Origin of the sequence: Streptomyces sp. D2-8 (assembly GCF_023184515.1) — a bacterium.
Lineage (GTDB): Bacteria > Actinomycetota > Actinomycetes > Streptomycetales > Streptomycetaceae > Streptomyces.
Genome location: NZ_JAAHBP010000002.1, coordinates 149,330 through 164,329, shown reverse-complemented (window position 1 = coordinate 164,329; position 15,000 = coordinate 149,330). Strand labels below are relative to the sequence as shown.

The following is a 15,000-nucleotide window of genomic DNA, read 5'->3' as shown; positions in this document are numbered from 1 at the left end:
TCAAACTCTCCGTGAATGTGTACCGGTAATCCGGTGCAACACCACGAGAGCGGAACAGTCAGGCGGAATAGGCCCGACCGTTCACAGCGTCCTCGCTGTGTTTTTTCAAAGGAACCTCGCCCCAGCAGATGCTGGAGACGGGGTATCAACATATCTGGCGTTGACTTTTGGCACGCTGTTGAGTTCTCAAGGAACGGTCGCTTCCTTTGTACTCACCCTCTCGGGCTTTCCTCCGGGCACTTCCCTTCGGTCTTGCGTTTCCGACTCTATCAGATCCTTTTCGATCCGATTCCCTGTCGGCAGGATTTGCCGTTCGGCCCGGGCTTTCGCTCGTCGGCCTTTCGACATTCACTACGTTAGCCGATTCGCCGTCCAACTCATAATCGAGTCCGCTGGCGCCGAATTCAGGCATGCGGGCACGCTGAATTCGCCCCTGCTGAGGGGAGTCGCTAGGTAGTGGTTTGGCCGCTTCCGGTGGTTGGCGATTGCCATACCCGGTTCAGCGGCTCGGGCCACATTACGCACCTTGGCAGAGCGCGTCAACTTCGGCGACGTCGCGGGACGTGGGCTCGATAGGGGCTCACGGTCGGGTCGTTGGCGACCCAGTAGCGCCAGGGGTGCACGGCTCCGTCGCCGCCCACGCCAGTGCGGGGACCGTTGCGTACCTGGTCAGAGGCGACGGGAGTGCCCGTCAGCATGCGGAGCGGGGTGTCCTCGGAGGTGCACGCGTCCGTTCCGTCCAGGGAGCGGTCCACGTTCAGGGCGGTGGCCAGGCGGGCGGGGCCTTTGGCCAGTTCCTTGTCATTGCGGGCCGAGAGTCGACGGGTGCGGGCCAGTTCGGCGCCCTCGATGATCTCACCGGCGCGGAGCAGGACCGCGCTCGCCTTTCCCTCCGGGCCGCAGACCAGGTTCATGCAGAACCACATGCCATAGGTGAAGTAGACGTACACATGACCGGGCGGACCGAACATCACACCGTTGCGGGCCGTGCGGCCGCGATAGGCGTGGGAGCCCGGGTCGTCAGCACCGTCGTAGGCCTCCACCTCGGTGAGGCGGAGGGCGATCGGACCGTCCGGGGTGCTGCGTACCAGGATGCGGCCGAGGAGGTCGGGGGCGACATCGAGGACGGGCCGGTCGAAGAACTCCCTGGACAGAGGCGTACGGTCGGGGGTCGCGATCATGCCGTCCGAGGGTACTGGAGACGCGTGGTGCCGCGGGGTGGCCGTCGGGCACCGGCCTTGCCAGGGTGAGGCATGGAACCGGCCACGGCCGGATCGCGTTTGTATGGATCAAGGATCCACCCGTAGTGGGCGAGAGGGAGAGACATGGCGTTCAAGAAGCTGCTCGCGAGCCTGGGGGCCGGCGGAGCTTCGGTCGAGACGGTGCTGCACGAGGTCAACGTCGTCCCGGGCGGTGTCGTCCAAGGCGAGGTGCGAATCCAGGGCGGGTCCGTCAACCAGCAGATCGAGGGGCTCTCGGTCGGGCTGCAGGCCAAGGTCGAGGTGGAGAGCGGCGACCAGGAGTACAAGCAGGACATCGAGTTCACGAAGTCGCGGCTGGGCGGGGCGTTCGAGCTGCAGGCGAACGCGGTGCACGCGGTGCAGTTCGGTCTCGAGATCCCGTGGGAGACCCCGATCACGATGATCGACGGTCAGGCCCTGCGCGGCATGAACATCGGGGTGTCCACCGAGCTGGAGATCGCGCGTGCGGTGGACTCGGGTGACCTGGACCCGGTCAACGTGCACCCGCTGCCGGCGCAGAAGGCGATCCTGGACGCGTTCATCCAGCTGGGCTTCCGGTTCAAGAACGCGGACATGGAACGCGGTGTCATCCGGGGTACGCGGCAGAAGCTGCCGTTCTACCAGGAGATCGAGTTCCACCCGCCGCAGCAGTACCGCGGGCTGAACCAGGTCGAGCTGAGCTTCGTGGCCGACCAGCACACGATGGACGTGGTGCTGGAGATGGACAAGAAGCCGGGGCTGTTCAGCGAGGGCAGCGACACCTTCCGGTCCTTCCAGGTGGGTCTCAACGACTACCAGGGAACCGACTGGACCGCCTATCTCAACCAGTGGCTGTCCGAGGTCGGCAGCAAGCGCAACTGGTTCTAGGCTCGGGGGCGACTGCAAGAAACGATCAGGAGGTACCGAGGTGACCGAGCTCAAGCGGCGGCCGCTCCCCCACGACTTCCATCCGCCCGTCGCGTCGTTCACGGTGACGAGCAAGGACATCGAGGAAGGTGCGACGCTCCAGGACGCCCAGGTCCACGCGGCCGGCAACACCTCGCCGCAGCTGCGGTGGGAGGGCTTCCCGCCCGAGACCAAGAGCTTCGCCGTGACCTGCTACGACCCCGATGCCCCGACGGGCAGTGGGTTCTGGCACTGGGTGTTGTTCGACATCCCGGCGTCGGTGACCGAGCTGCCGGTGGGCGCGGGCGGCGGCACGTTCGAGGGTCTGCCGCAGGGCGCGATCCACGCTCGTAACGACTACGGCGACAAGGAGTTCGCAGGGGCCGCGCCGCCTCCCGGGGACGGACCGCACCGGTATGTGTTCACGGTGTACGCGGTGGATCAGGAGAAGCTCGGGCCGGACGCGGACGCGTCGCCCGCCGTGGTCGGCTTCAATCTGCGGTTCCGCACGATCGGGCGGGCCCAGCTGATCGGTGAGTACGAGGTGCCTGCCGAGGGCTGAGCAAGCCGCCCGCGATCCCGGCGTTCATGGAACGTTTGCCCGCTCCTGGTCTTGGAATTGATCAGGAGCGGGCATTTTTGTTGCCGGGGGTCGCGGGGTTCGCCCCCCGTGGGAGCAGCAGATATTGCGTTGTCCATCTCGGCGTGCCCGGCCAGAGTTGATCCCAGCCCGCCAGGGGGTGGGCCGGTGCACACGGGAGGTGGGCTGGTATGCGGGACACGCTGGTGCTGAACGCGAGCTTCGAGCCGCTGTCGACGGTGACGTTGAATCGAGCCGTCGTTCTGGTGCTTCAGGACAAGGCCGTCGTCGAGCAGGCCCACCCCGAACTGCGGATGCGGGGAGCCGCGGTCGACATACCGGCGCCCCGGGTGATCAGGCTCTGCCAGTACGTACGGGTGCCGTTCCGAAGACGAGCGCCGTGGTCGAGGCGGGGTGTGCTGATCAGGGACCGGCACCGGTGCGCGTACTGCGGGAGGCGGGCGACGACCGTGGACCACGTGGTGCCGCGGTCCCAGGGGGGTCAGGACTCGTGGCTGAACACGGTGGCCTCGTGTGCGCAGGACAATCACCGTAAGGCGAACCGGACTCCGGAGGAGGCCGGGATGCCGCTGCTGCGGCAGCCGTTCGAGCCGACTCCGGCGGACGCCATGCTGCTGGCGCTGGGGCAGGGCGACTTCGACGCGCTGCCGGGGTGGCTGGCCCAGCCCGCGGCCTAGGGCTGTCGTACGAAGGGGGCCCGCTTCCCTGGGAAGCGGGCCCCCTTCGTGCGTGCCGGGTCAGTCGATGGACGGCTTCTCGCGGCGCTCCTGGGCGGGGACGCCGCCTCCGGACGCGCCGCCGTTGCCGCCGGAACCGCCGCCGAGGCCACCGAAGTTGCCCATGGCGCCGGAGAGGCCCTTGAGGGCGTCGCCGATCTCGCTGGGGACGATCCAGAGCTTGTTGGCGTCGCCTTCGGCGATCTTGGGGAGCATCTGGAGGTACTGGTAGGAGAGGAGCTTCTGGTCCGGGTCGCCGGCGTGGATGGCCTCGAAGACCGTGCGGACGGCCTGGGCCTCGCCCTCGGCGCGCAGGGCGGCGGCCTTGGCCTCACCTTCGGCGCGCAGGATCTGGGACTGCTTCTCACCCTCGGCGCGCAGGATCTCGGACTGCCGGACACCTTCGGCCTGGAGGATCGCGGCGCGCTTGTCGCGGTCGGCGCGCATCTGCTTCTCCATCGAGTCCTGGATGGAGGTGGGCGGTTCGATCGCCTTGAGTTCGACGCGGTTGACGCGGATGCCCCACTTGCCGGTGGCCTCGTCGAGGACGCCGCGCAGGGCCGCGTTGATCTCCTCGCGGGAGGTCAGGGTGCGCTCCAGGTCCATGCCGCCGATGATGTTGCGGAGCGTGGTGACGGTGAGCTGCTCGATGGCCTGGATGTAGCTGGCGACTTCGTAGGTCGCGGCCCGTGCGTCGGTCACCTGGTAGTAGATGACGGTGTCGATGTTCACGACCAGGTTGTCCTGGGTGATCACCGGCTGCGGCGGGAAGGGCACGACCTGTTCACGCAGGTCGATGCGGTTGCGGATGGTGTCGATGAACGGGACGACGATGTTGAGGCCCGCGTTGAGTGTCCGCGTGTAGCGCCCGAAGCGCTCGACGATGGCCGCGCTGGCCTGTGGGATGACTTGGATCGTCTTGATCAGGGCGATGAAGACCAACACCACCAGAATGATCAGGACGATGATGACCGGTTCCATCGTCGTTCCCCGTGTCCCTTCTCCGCTTCGGCGCCTTCGGCAGATCTTATGGTTGTCGAAGATCTTGCTGGTCGAGTCTGACAGACCGTCGTGTGGCTGGCGAGGAGTTCACTCCAGTTACGTCCTGCGAGGTCACATGACGATCGCGGTGGCTCCCTCGATGTCCACGACATCCACTTCCTGGCCTACTTCGTAAGCGCGGCCGGTGTCGAGGGCTCGGGCCGACCAGACCTCGCCGGCCAGCTTGATCCGGCCGCCGGAGGCGTCGACACGTTCCAGGACGACGGCCTGTCTGCCCTTCAACGCGTCCACGCCGGTGGAGAGTTGGGGCCGTTGAGCACGATGCCGGTTCGCGATGGGCCGTACGACGGCGATGCCCGCGGTCGAGATGACGGCGAATACCGCGACCTGGGCGACGGCTCCGCCGCCGAAAACGCCGGTGACCACCGCCGCGGCGATGGCGCCCACCGCCAGCATCGCGAGTTCGGGCATCGCGGTCACCACGAGCGCGATGCCGAGCGCTGCCGCGCCGATCAGCCACCACAGCCATGCGTCGATTTCCACATGGTCATGGTAGGTCCGCGGGCCCTGTCACCGACAGGGCGCCCGTGGTGTGAAATCCCGTTCTTGCTCTGGGATTTGAGTGGTGACGGGCAGGCTCAGGAGAGCGGGAGGCCCTGTGCGGTCCAGCGCTCGCCCGACTGTTCGACGACGAGCGGGAGGCCGAAGCAGAGGGAGAGGTTGCGGGAGGTGAGTTCGAGCTCCAGCGGGCCGGCGGCGAGGACCTTGCCCTGACGGATCATGAGGACGTGGGTGAAGCCCGGAGGGATCTCCTCGACATGGTGGGTGACCATGAGCATCGAGGGGGCGATCGGGTCGAGGGCGAGCCGGCCGAGGCGGCGGACGAGGTCCTCGCGGCCGCCGAGGTCGAGGCCGGCGGCGGGCTCGTCGAGGAGGAGCAGTTCGGGGTCGGTCATCAGGGCGCGGGCGATCAGGGTGCGCTTGCGCTCGCCCTCGGAGAGGGTGCCGAACCTGCGCTCCAGGTACTCGCTCATGCCGAGGCGGTCGAGGAAGGCGCGGGCGCGCTGCTCGTCGATGTCCTCGTAGTCCTCGTGCCAGGTGGCGGTCATGCCGTAGGCGGCGGTCAGCACCGTCTCCAGGACCGTCTGGCGCTTGGGGAGCTTCTCGGTCATGGCGATGCCTGCCATGCCGATGCGGGGACGCAGCTCGAAGACGTCGGTGCCGGGGCGGCCGAGGGTCTCGCCGAGGATGGTGGCGCTGCCCGCGCTGGGGAAGAGGTAGGTGGAAGCGAGGTTGAGGAGGGTGGTCTTGCCGGCGCCGTTCGGGCCGAGGATGACCCAGCGCTCGCCCTCCTTGACCGACCAGGAGACCTGGTCCACCAGAGCCCGGCCCTCACGGACCACGGATACGTCCTGAAGCTCCAGAACATCGCTCATGAGCGCGTTGTCTCCCCTTGCAGTGTGGCCGGTCTCGGCTGTCGCGTAAGCCTGTGGCTCGGTCCGCCGCGCCGGTGGGCGCAGCCCTCCATGAAATCTACGCCACCGGTCGGCCGGGGCATTCCCTCGGTCCGGTCCTTGGAGGGTCCTAGGGTGGAAGCATGCTCTCGGAACCGCGTGCTGGACGTCTCACAGCTTGGGGAAATGCCCTTTTGGCCGGACTTGTCTCGCCGGACGATGCTGTTCTCGCCATCGTCGGCGAGGACGCGGTGCACCGGGTCGAGGGACTGCCCGGGGAGTCGGCACCCGTGGGGCTCACGCTCGCGCTGGGACGGCTGCGGGCGCTCGGGGTGACCGGGCTGCGGGTCGCGCTGCCCGCGCCGGGGCATCCGCTGGGGCTGAGCGGGCCGCCGGAGTTCAACGCGCGGGCGCTGGACGCCGAGCAGGCGGTGGTCTGTTGCGGCTCGGCGTTCGGGCTGGTGCCGGAGGTGTACGAGGCCGGGCCCGAGGGTGATGTGCATGTCGAGGTCGTGTGGCATGTGCTGCCCGTGCGGGAGGCGCCGCCCGCGGATGTGCCGTCGCTGGGCGAGGCGGAGCGAGAGCTGGCGGAGGCCCTGCGGGAGGCCACCGAGGTGCTGACGCGGCTGGACGTGGCCGGGTCGGGGCCGGTGGCGGAGGCGGCGGTCGATGCGTACCGGGCGCGGGCCGAGCGGGGGCGGGAGGTGCTGGCGCCGGGGTATCCGCCGCGGGCGGTGCGGGTGCTGGAGCTGGCGCAGCGGGTGGGGACGCTGATCACTGTGGCGACGGAGAGTGGGCACGGGGGTGCGGTGAGTTCGTCCGAGATCTTTGCGCGGCGGGAGGCGTTGCGGCCGGTGGAGCGGACGGCTCGGCGGGCGCAGGTCGCGGCGTACAACTCCGTTGTGGAGGAGCGGGAGCGGGGGGTGCGGTGACGGTTCTTCGTGTGATGCTCGGCGTTTGTGCTGGGGGCGGGGGGTTTCTCAGCCCGGCGTAGCGGGGCGCCCGGCGTCGGTGCTGGGGCCGGGTGGGTCCGCAGCCCGGCGGAACGGGATGCCGCTGCGCCCACCCGTGCCGCCCCCAGCGGCACGCATGCCCGCAGCTGGGCGGCGGGCATGGCCGTAGTAATGCCGAACGGCCTCCCGGGCAGGACCGGGAGGCCGGTGTCACCTCCGGCTCGGAGACGGAGACGGAGCGTCAGTGGTTGACGGCGAGGTTGCCGAAGGCCGGGTTCAGGATGCCCACGACGTTCACGCTGTTGCCGGACACGTTGACCGGGACGTGCACCGGGGCCTGGACGACGTTGCCCGAGCCGACGCCCGGGGAGCCCACGGCCTGGCCGTCGGCGTGCGCGCTGGTGGCGGAGGCCATGCCCGCGCCGGCGGCCAGCAGGCCACCCGTCACCATCGTCACGGCCGCTGCCTTCTTCAGGTTCTTCACTTCTGAGCCCTCCTTGCGATCGCCGCGGCAGGCGCCGCAGCACGCACTGGAGAACGGCGGAGATCCACCGAGGTTGCGCCGTATGGGGGACGTTCCCACGACAGTATGAATCTCGGTCCGGAACGCAACCTTCCGCGTGCCGTGGGGTGAGCCTCTCAGCCGGTCACGCCATGGCGAACGGCCCACAGGGCGGCCTGCGTCCGGTCGGCCAGGTCGAGTTTCATCAGGATGTTCGAGACGTGGGTCTTGACGGTCTTCTCGGAGAGGACGAGCGCGCGGGCGATCTCCCGGTTGGAGCGGCCGTCCGCTATGAGGCCGAGGACCTCCCGCTCCCGCTCGGTGAGCGAACCGGCCCTTCCGGTGCCCGAGTTGGTCTCCTCCTGCGCCAGCAGCGCGCCGGCGACCTCCGGCTGGAGGAGGATGTGCCCGGCATGGACCGAGCGGATGGCTCCGGCGAGCGCGTCGGGGTCGACGTCCTTGTAGACGTACCCCGCTGCGCCGGCGCGCAGGGCCGGGACCACCGTGCGCTGCTCGGTGAAGCTGGTGACGACCAGCACGCGCGCGGGGTTGTTCAGTTCGCGGAGTCTGCGCAGGGCGTCGACGCCGTCCATGCCCGGCATCTTGACGTCCATGAGGATGACGTCGGGCTTCAACTCCTCGGCACGGTCGACTCCTTCGGCGCCGTCCGCCGCCTCGCCGACGACCTCGATGTCGTCCTGCACTTCGAGGAAGGTGCGCAGGCCCCGGCGGACGACCTGGTGGTCGTCGACGAGCAGCACTCTGATTGCGTCAGCCACCGGGGACCTCCATCTCGATCACGGTGCCCTTGTCGGGCGCCGAATCCACGGTCAGCGTGCCTCCGGCGCCGCTCGCCCGGTCCCGCATCGAGACCAGGCCGAGATGGCGTCCCGCGCGGCGGACCGCGCTCGGGTCGAAGCCGCCGCCGTCGTCCGTGACGCGCAGGACGGCTCCGCTGCCGCGGCGGTCCAGGGTCACGTCGACGTGGTCGGCGCCGGAGTGGCGCAGCGCGTTGTGCAGGGCTTCCTGGGCCACGCGCAGGAGAGCCTCCTCCTGGGAGGCGGGCAGGGCCTTCACGCCGTGACCGGCGAAGGTGACGCGGGCACTGTGGGCCCGGTCGAGGACCTGGATCTGCGTCCGGAGGGTCGCGACGAGGCCGTCCTCGTCGAGGGCGGCGGGGCGCAACTCGACGACCGCCGCGCGCAGTTCGTCGGCGGCCTCGGCGGCCAGGGCGGCCACCTGCTGGAGTTCTCCCTTGGCGCGGGAGGGGTCGCGGTCCACCAGGCGGGCCGCGGCCTGGGCGGTCAGGCGGAGGGAGAACAGCTTCTGGCTGACCGCGTCGTGCAGTTCGTGGGCGAGGCGGGAGCGTTCCTCGGCGATGGTCAGTTCGCGGCTGCGTTCGTAGAGGCGGGCGTTGGTGAGGGCGATGGCGGCGTGCTGGGCGAGGATGCCGAGCAGTTCCTCGTCGTCCTCGGTGAAGCCGCAGCCGCCTTCGGGCCGCTCACAGTTCTTGTTGGCCAGGAACAGCGCTCCGAGGACCTCGTCGCCGTCGCGGATCGGCAGGCCCAGGAAGTCGACCAGGTCCGGGTGGGCCTTCGGCCAGCCCTCGAAGCGGGGGTCCTTGCGGACGTCCGCAAGGCGCTCGGACCTGGCCTCGTGGAGCATCGCGGCGAGGATGCCGTGCTGGCGCGGGAGGGGGCCGATGGCCTTCCACTGCTCCTCGCTGACGCCGTCGACCACGAACTGGGCGAAGCCGCCGTGGTCGTCCGGGACGCCGAGCGCGGCGTACTGCGCGTCGAGCAGCTCGCGGGCCGAGGCGACGATCGTCTTGAGGACGTCGCGCACCTCGAGATGCCTGCTCATGGCCAGCAACGCGGAGCTCACCGCCGCGAGGCCGGACCGGGGGCCGTGACTCATGTCCTCACGGTACCGGCGGGCTGTGACGGCGCGGATCGGACCGGTGGCGGCGGGCGCCCCGTCCGCTGGACCTAGGTCGCGGGGCCGAGACGGCCGGGCGGGGCGGCGTAGGTCCAAGGGCGGCGGGCCGTTGGCGTAGGGCGAAGGGACCCGGCGGATTGCGCCCCGCGTCCGAGGCGGCCCGGGCCGGCCCGTTCCTACGTTGAGGGCACGCGATCACGACGAGGGAGTGGATCATGCCGGTTGCGATCATCACCGGGGCCTCGAAGGGCCTGGGGCGGGCGCTGGCCGAGGCCCTGGCCGGGCGGGACTGGGACCTGGTGCTCGACGCCAGGGGGGCCGAGGCGCTGGCGGACACGGCCGGGGCCGTCTCCGCACACGGCACGCGCGTGAGCGCCCTGCCCGGGGACGTCACGGACGCCGCGCACCGGGCGGAGCTGGTGTCGGCGGCCTGGCGGCTGGGCGGCGTCGACCTGCTGGTGCACAACGCGAGCGCGCTGGGCGCCGAGCCGCTGGTCGGGCTGGAGGAGCTGCCTCTGGAGGGGCTGCGCAGGGCGCTGGAGGTGAATCTGGTGGCCGGGCTGGGCCTGGTCCAGGAGGCGCTGCCGCTGCTGCGGGCCTCGGGGGCGGGCACCGTCGTCGCGGTCAGCTCGGACGCGGCGGCCGAGGCGTACGAGACCTGGGGCGGCTACGGGGCGTCCAAGGCGGCCCTGGACCATCTGATGGCCGTGCTCGCCGTGGAGGAGCCGGGGCTGCGGGTCTGGGCGGTGGACCCCGGCGACATGGCCACGGACCTGTATGCGGCGGCCGTACCGGACGACCGGGAGCCGCGGCCGGAGCCGGCGGCCGTGGTGCCGGGATTCCTCCGGCTGCTGGACGAGCGTCCGGCCAGCGGGCGGTACGGGGCTCCGGCGCTGCTGGACGGGGCCCGATGACCCTGGCCGTGCGGGTACCGGAGGAGCTGTCGGCCCGGGTGCCCGTCGAGCAGCGGGGGCCCGGGCTGGAGCGGGACGCCGTACGGATGCTGGTGTCGCGGGGTGCCGAGGTGGCACATCACACGTTCACGGAGCTGCCGCTGCTGTTGCGGGCCGGGGATGTGCTCGTGGTCAACACCTCGGCCACGCTGGCGGCGGCCGTGGACGGATGGACCGGGCACGCGCGCGTGGTGGTGCACTTCTCCACGCGCGGGGACGACGGCCGCTGGGCGGTGGAGCTGCGGGAGCCCGACGGGCGGGGCACCACGCGCGCGCGTGCGGGTGGGCCCGCGGGCAGGGAGGTGTGCCTGCCGGGGCGCGTACGGCTCGTACTGGAGGAGCCGTTGAGCCGGCGCGGCACTCGGCTGTGGTGGGCGCGGGTGTCCGGACCCGGGGTGCCGGGGCTGCTGCGGGAGTACGGGCGGCCCATTCGCTACGCGTACACGGAGCGGGACCAGCCGCTGTCCGTCTACCGGACGGTGTTCGCGCTGCCGTCGGCGGACGGGACGGGCAGTGCGGAGATGCCGAGCGCGGCGCGGCCCTTCACGGCGCGGCTGGTGGCGGAGCTGGTGAGCCGGGGGGTGCAGTTCGCGCCGGTCACGCTGCACACGGGGGTGGCCTCGGCGGAGGCGCACGAGCCGCCGTACCCGGAGCGTTTCGCGGTGCCCGAGGCGTCCGCGCGGCTGATCAACTCCGCGAGGGCCGGTGGGGGCCGGGTGGTGGCGGTCGGGACGACGGCGGTGCGGGCCGTGGAGTCGGCGGCGGGTACGGACGGGGCCGTACGCGCGCGGGCGGGGTGGACGGATCTCGTTGTCACGCCGGAGCGCGGGGTGCGGGTGGTGGACGGGCTGCTGACCGGGCTGCACGAGCCGGAGGCCTCGCATCTGCTGATGCTGGAGGCGGTCGCGGGGCGGGTGGCGGTCGAGCGGGGATACGCGTCCGCGCTCCAGGGCCGGTACCTGTGGCACGAGTTCGGGGACGTGCACCTCGTACTGCCGTGAAGGGGCCTCACACACAGCATCGCTTGTGCAACTGGTAGTGAGAAGGCGCGCCACCCGATGTGAGCCCGCGCATAGGGCGCACGTCACGTACGAAGGTGCGTAGGAGACAAAGCTCCACCTTTTGAGCGGCGCGGATAGTCCAATCTGCCCCGATTTACCCATCCCTGATCCACTATCTTCCTTCGTACGTCACACCTTTGCCACGCCATTTTGCGGCCGCTAAGAATTGGCGACGTCGCTCAGCGCCGTGGGTTCACCTCCGCGGCGTTTGTGTCGGAAACACACCGAGTCCAACGCCGGACGCCGAGCGACTCCCGCGCTATTCGAAGAGGTCCACGCAGCATGCCCAAGAACATCTTCAGCCGTGCTCAGAGTCGTAGCCTGACCCGTCACCACAAGATCGCCATGGCGGGTGTCGCCACCCTCGGCGCCGCCGCCATCGGCTTCTCCGCGGTACCGAGCGGCGCCTCGACCAAGACCACGACCGAGGCCGCTCAGCCGGCTGCGGTGGCGTACAGCACCCAGCAGATCAAGGACGTCAAGGCGAGCGTCACGGACCAGATGGCCGGCGCCAGCCTGAAGGCCGAGCAGATCGCGGCGAAGAAGAAGGCCGACGCCGCGGCCGCCGCCAAGAAGAAGGCCGCCGCCGAGGCGGCGAAGAAGAAGGCCGAGGCCGCGCGCAAGGCCAAGGAGGCCGCGAGCCGCGACGCCAAGCGCGCCCAGGCCAAGAAGGCCGCCGTCAAGAGCTACCCGAACAACCTCGACGGCTGGATCCGCGAGTCGCTGGCCATCCTGAAGAAGCACGACATCCCGGCGTCCTACGACGGCATCCACCGCAACATCATGCGGGAGTCCTCGGGTAACCCGAAGGCGATCAACAACTGGGACATCAACGCCATCAACGGCATCCCGTCGAAGGGTCTGCTGCAGGTCATCCCGCCGACCTTCAAGCACTGGCACGTCCCCGGCACCTCCTGGGACATCTACGACCCGGTAGCCAACATCACCGCCGCCTGCAACTACGCGGCCGACAAGTACGGCTCCATGGACAACGTCGACAGCGCGTACTGAGGTCGGCGCGGACCTCTCTGACCGCTGTACGAACGCCGAAGGGCGGCACCCTCCTGACGGGGTGCCGCCCTTCGGGCGTCGTACGGCGGTGACTACTTGCGCATGACCTCGGGCTCGTGGCGGCGCAGGAAGCGGGCCACGAAGAAGCCGCAGATCACACCGAGGACGAGGAGCGCGCCCATGTCCATGGCCCAGGCCCCGGCCGTGTGCTCCCACAGCGGGTCGGTGTCGCCGGCCGTCTCGGGCGGGCTGATCTTGTTGAAGTCCAGCGTGGCACCGGAGGCGGCGACCGCCCAGCGCGACGGCATCAGGAACGAGAACTGGTTGACGCCGATCGAGCCGTGCAGCGTGAACAGGCAGCCGGTGAAGACGACCTGGATGATGGCGAACATCACCAGCAGCGGCATCGTCTTCTCGGCGGTCTTCACCAGCGAGGAGATGATCAGGCCGAACATCATCGACGTGAAGCCCAGCGCCATGATCGGGATGGAGAGTTCGACGAGGGTCGCGCTGCCGAGGACCAGGCCCTCCTCGGGGATCTCGCGGCTGGAGAACCCGATGACGCCGACCAGCAGGCCCTGGAGCACGGTGATCATGCCGAGCACGAACACCTTCGACATCAGGTACGCCGAGCGGGACAGGCCGGTCGCGCGCTCCCGCTCGTAGATGACCCGTTCCTTGATCAGCTCGCGGACCGAGTTGGCCGCGCCCGCGAAGCAGGCGCCGACCGCGAGGATCAGCAGAACCGTGGTGGCCGTGCCGTTCGGGATGATCCGGCCGGTCTGCGGGTTGGCCGGGTTGGGCAGCAGGCCCTTGTCGGCGTCGATGAGCAGGCTGACCGCGCCGAGCACGGCTGGCAGGATCACCATCAGGGCGAGGAAGCCCTTGTCGGAGACGATCACCGAGACGTAACGCCGGACAAGCGTGACGAACTGGGACATCCAGCCCTGCGGCTTCGGCGGCTTCATCGCCTGCATCTGCGGAACCTGTACGGACTGCGGCGCAACGGCGTCGATGTCCGCGGCGTACATCTGGTAATGCTGCGAGCCCTTCCAGCGGCCCGCCCAGTCGTAGTCGCGGTAGTTCTCGAAGGCGGAGAACACATCGGCCCAGGTGTCGTAGCCGAAGAAGTTCAGCGCCTCCTCGGGCGGGCCGAAGTAGGCGACCGAGCCGCCCGGCGCCATCACCAGCAGCTTGTCGCAGATCGCCAGCTCGGCCACCGAGTGGGTGACGACGAGGACCGTGCGGCCGTCGTCGGCGAGGCCCCGCAGCAGCTGCATGACGTCGCGGTCCATGCCCGGGTCGAGGCCGGAGGTCGGCTCGTCCAGGAAGATCAGCGACGGCTTGGTGAGCAGCTCCAGGGCGACCGAGACGCGCTTGCGCTGGCCGCCGGAGAGGGACGTGACCTTCTTGTCCTTGTGGATGTCGAGCTTGAGCTCGCGCAGTACCTCGTCGATGCGGGCCTCGCGCTCGGCGGCCGTGGTGTCGGCCGGGAAGCGCAGCTTGGCCGCGTACTTGAGGGCCTTCTTGACGGTCAGCTCCTTGTGCAGGATGTCGTCCTGCGGGACCAGACCGATGCGCTGGCGCAGCTCGGCGAACTGCTTGTAGAGGTTCCGGTTGTCGTACAGCACCTCGCCCTGGTTGGCGGGGCGGTAGCCGGTGAGCGCCTTGAGCAGGGTCGACTTGCCGGAGCCGGACGGGCCGATGACCGCGATCAGCGACTTCTCCGGGACGCCGAAGGAGACGTCCTTGAGGATCTGCTTGCCGCCGTCGACCGTGACGGTCAGATGGCGGGCGGAGAAGGAGACCTCACCGGTGTCGACGAACTCCTCGAGCCGGTCGCCGACGATGCGGAACGTCGAGTGGCCGACGCCGACGACGTCGGTCGGGCCGAGCAGCTGCGAGCCGCCCTTGGCGATGGGCTGGCCGTTGACGTACGTGCCGTTGTGGGAGCCGAGGTCGCGGATCTCCATGCGGCCGTCGGGCGTGGCGTGGAACTCGGCGTGGTTCCGGGAGACCTGCAGGTCGGAGACGACCAGCTCGTTCTCCAGGGCACGGCCGATGCGCATCACGCGGCCGAGGGAGAACTGGTGGAACGTGGTCGGGCTGCGGTCGCCGTGGACCGGCGGTGCCCCCGCGACACCACCGGGGCCCTGCTGCTGCGGGATGTGCGCCGCGGCCTGCTGCGGCTGCTGCCAGCCGGCCTGGGGGGCCTGCTGCTGCGGCTGCTGGTGCGGCGGCTGCTGGGCCGGGGCCTGCTGGCCCCAGCCGGGATTCGCGCCCTGCGCGGCGTACGGCTGCTGCTGGGGCTGGGCCTGCGGCGTGGCGACGGAGGCCGCGGCGCCGGACAGGTTCAGGCGCGGGCCGTCGGTCGCGTTGCCCAGGTTGACGGCCGAGCCGGGGCCGAGCTCCATGTGATGGATGCGCTGCCCCTGCACGAACGTGCCGTTGGTGCTGCCGTGGTCCTCGATGACCCAACCGCGGCCGTTGAAGCTGACCGTGGCGTGACGCCAGGAGACCCTGGCGTCGTCGAAGACGACGTCCCCCTGCGGATCACGTCCGAGGGTGTATGCCCTGGACGGATCGAGCGTCCAGGTACGTCCGTTTGATTCCAGTACGAGTTCCGGCACTCCATGCCCCACTGAGTTGTCCCCCGAGTTACCCCCGACATGGGGAGTCTAGG

General features: G+C 69.9%; 15 protein-coding genes. 7 read left to right on the top strand and 8 right to left on the bottom strand.

The window, feature by feature from the left end:
• Positions 1-539 precede the first annotated feature (539 nt).
• Positions 540-1,181, bottom strand: a complete 642-nt coding sequence (locus G3I77_RS06405) for a DNA-3-methyladenine glycosylase (protein WP_248501611.1) — start codon at positions 1,179-1,181, stop codon at positions 540-542.
• 144 nt (positions 1,182-1,325) lie between these two features.
• On the opposite strand from G3I77_RS06405, the gene G3I77_RS06400 reads away from it, so the two are divergent.
• The 3 genes from G3I77_RS06400 to G3I77_RS06390 all read left to right on the top strand — a co-directional run bounded on the left by G3I77_RS06400 (position 1,326) and on the right by G3I77_RS06390 (position 3,404).
• Complete coding sequence (locus G3I77_RS06400) at positions 1,326-2,108, top strand: sporulation protein (RefSeq protein ID WP_248501610.1); 783 nt, start codon at positions 1,326-1,328, stop codon at positions 2,106-2,108.
• A 40-nt stretch (positions 2,109-2,148) separates the two neighbouring features.
• Complete coding sequence (locus tag G3I77_RS06395) at positions 2,149-2,688, top strand: YbhB/YbcL family Raf kinase inhibitor-like protein (RefSeq protein ID WP_248501609.1); 540 nt, start codon at positions 2,149-2,151, stop codon at positions 2,686-2,688.
• 209 nt (positions 2,689-2,897) lie between these two features.
• Positions 2,898-3,404, top strand: a complete 507-nt coding sequence (locus tag G3I77_RS06390; protein ID WP_248501608.1) for an HNH endonuclease — start codon at positions 2,898-2,900, stop codon at positions 3,402-3,404.
• Between the two features lie 60 nt (positions 3,405-3,464).
• Here the strand turns inward: G3I77_RS06390 and G3I77_RS06385 are convergent, their stop codons facing one another.
• The 3 genes from G3I77_RS06385 to G3I77_RS06375 all read right to left on the bottom strand — a co-directional run bounded on the left by G3I77_RS06385 (position 3,465) and on the right by G3I77_RS06375 (position 5,881).
• Positions 3,465-4,424, bottom strand: coding sequence for an SPFH domain-containing protein (locus G3I77_RS06385; protein ID WP_175431724.1), 960 nt, complete (start codon positions 4,422-4,424; stop codon positions 3,465-3,467).
• 132 nt (positions 4,425-4,556) lie between these two features.
• Positions 4,557-4,988, bottom strand: coding sequence for an NfeD family protein (locus G3I77_RS06380; protein WP_248501607.1), 432 nt, complete (start codon positions 4,986-4,988; stop codon positions 4,557-4,559).
• A 95-nt stretch (positions 4,989-5,083) separates the two neighbouring features.
• Complete coding sequence (locus G3I77_RS06375; protein WP_248501606.1) at positions 5,084-5,881, bottom strand: ABC transporter ATP-binding protein; 798 nt, start codon at positions 5,879-5,881, stop codon at positions 5,084-5,086.
• A 161-nt stretch (positions 5,882-6,042) separates the two neighbouring features.
• Here G3I77_RS06375 and G3I77_RS06370 point away from each other — a divergent pair, with 161 nt between their 5' ends.
• Positions 6,043-6,831 (top strand): hypothetical protein, encoded by a 789-nt coding sequence (locus G3I77_RS06370; protein WP_248501605.1) that lies wholly within the window; start codon positions 6,043-6,045, stop codon positions 6,829-6,831.
• A 262-nt stretch (positions 6,832-7,093) separates the two neighbouring features.
• On the opposite strand, the gene G3I77_RS06365 is transcribed toward G3I77_RS06370, so the two are convergent.
• From G3I77_RS06365 to G3I77_RS06355, 3 genes are all read right to left on the bottom strand, one after another.
• A complete protein-coding gene (locus G3I77_RS06365) occupies positions 7,094-7,336 on the bottom strand; it encodes a chaplin (RefSeq protein ID WP_030852293.1) in 243 nt (80 codons plus the stop codon).
• A gap of 155 nt (positions 7,337-7,491) precedes the next feature.
• Entirely contained in the window at positions 7,492-8,133 is a 642-nt protein-coding gene (locus G3I77_RS06360) for a response regulator transcription factor (protein WP_248501604.1), read from the bottom strand.
• The gene (locus G3I77_RS06355; RefSeq protein WP_248501603.1) at positions 8,126-9,271 is read right to left on the bottom strand and encodes a GAF domain-containing sensor histidine kinase; all 1,146 of its coding nucleotides are present in this window, start codon (positions 9,269-9,271) and stop codon (positions 8,126-8,128) included. Before G3I77_RS06355 ends, G3I77_RS06360 begins: the two co-directional genes overlap by 8 nt.
• 236 nt (positions 9,272-9,507) lie before the next feature.
• Between G3I77_RS06355 and G3I77_RS06350 the strand changes: the two genes are divergently transcribed.
• From G3I77_RS06350 to G3I77_RS06340, 3 genes are all read left to right on the top strand, one after another.
• Complete coding sequence (locus G3I77_RS06350; RefSeq protein WP_248501602.1) at positions 9,508-10,206, top strand: SDR family oxidoreductase; 699 nt, start codon at positions 9,508-9,510, stop codon at positions 10,204-10,206.
• Positions 10,203-11,246, top strand: a complete 1,044-nt coding sequence (locus G3I77_RS06345; protein WP_248501601.1) for an S-adenosylmethionine:tRNA ribosyltransferase-isomerase — start codon at positions 10,203-10,205, stop codon at positions 11,244-11,246. Before G3I77_RS06350 ends, G3I77_RS06345 begins: the two co-directional genes overlap by 4 nt.
• Positions 11,247-11,588: 342 nt before the next feature.
• The gene (locus G3I77_RS06340; protein ID WP_248501600.1) at positions 11,589-12,317 is read left to right on the top strand and encodes a transglycosylase SLT domain-containing protein; all 729 of its coding nucleotides are present in this window, start codon (positions 11,589-11,591) and stop codon (positions 12,315-12,317) included.
• 92 nt (positions 12,318-12,409) lie between these two features.
• Here the strand turns inward: G3I77_RS06340 and G3I77_RS06335 are convergent, their stop codons facing one another.
• Positions 12,410-14,947 (bottom strand): FHA domain-containing protein, encoded by a 2,538-nt coding sequence (locus G3I77_RS06335; RefSeq protein ID WP_248501599.1) that lies wholly within the window; start codon positions 14,945-14,947, stop codon positions 12,410-12,412.
• Positions 14,948-15,000 lie beyond the last annotated feature (53 nt).

Excerpts from the sequence above, each read along its gene's own strand:
- G3I77_RS06355 (WP_248501603.1), bottom strand. The coding sequence starts at position 9,271 with ATGAGTCACGGCCCCCGGTCCGGCCTCGCGGCGGTGAGCTCCGCGTTG.
- G3I77_RS06375 (WP_248501606.1), bottom strand. The coding sequence starts at position 5,881 with ATGAGCGATGTTCTGGAGCTTCAGGACGTATCCGTGGTCCGTGAGGGC.
- G3I77_RS06370 (WP_248501605.1), top strand. The coding sequence starts at position 6,043 with ATGCTCTCGGAACCGCGTGCTGGACGTCTCACAGCTTGGGGAAATGCC.
- G3I77_RS06400 (WP_248501610.1), top strand. The coding sequence starts at position 1,326 with ATGGCGTTCAAGAAGCTGCTCGCGAGCCTGGGGGCCGGCGGAGCTTCG.
- G3I77_RS06350 (WP_248501602.1), top strand. The coding sequence starts at position 9,508 with ATGCCGGTTGCGATCATCACCGGGGCCTCGAAGGGCCTGGGGCGGGCG.
- G3I77_RS06385 (WP_175431724.1), bottom strand. The coding sequence starts at position 4,424 with ATGGAACCGGTCATCATCGTCCTGATCATTCTGGTGGTGTTGGTCTTC.
- G3I77_RS06340 (WP_248501600.1), top strand. The coding sequence starts at position 11,589 with ATGCCCAAGAACATCTTCAGCCGTGCTCAGAGTCGTAGCCTGACCCGT.
- G3I77_RS06405 (WP_248501611.1), bottom strand. The coding sequence starts at position 1,181 with ATGATCGCGACCCCCGACCGTACGCCTCTGTCCAGGGAGTTCTTCGAC.
- G3I77_RS06390 (WP_248501608.1), top strand. The coding sequence starts at position 2,898 with ATGCGGGACACGCTGGTGCTGAACGCGAGCTTCGAGCCGCTGTCGACG.
- G3I77_RS06345 (WP_248501601.1), top strand. The coding sequence starts at position 10,203 with ATGACCCTGGCCGTGCGGGTACCGGAGGAGCTGTCGGCCCGGGTGCCC.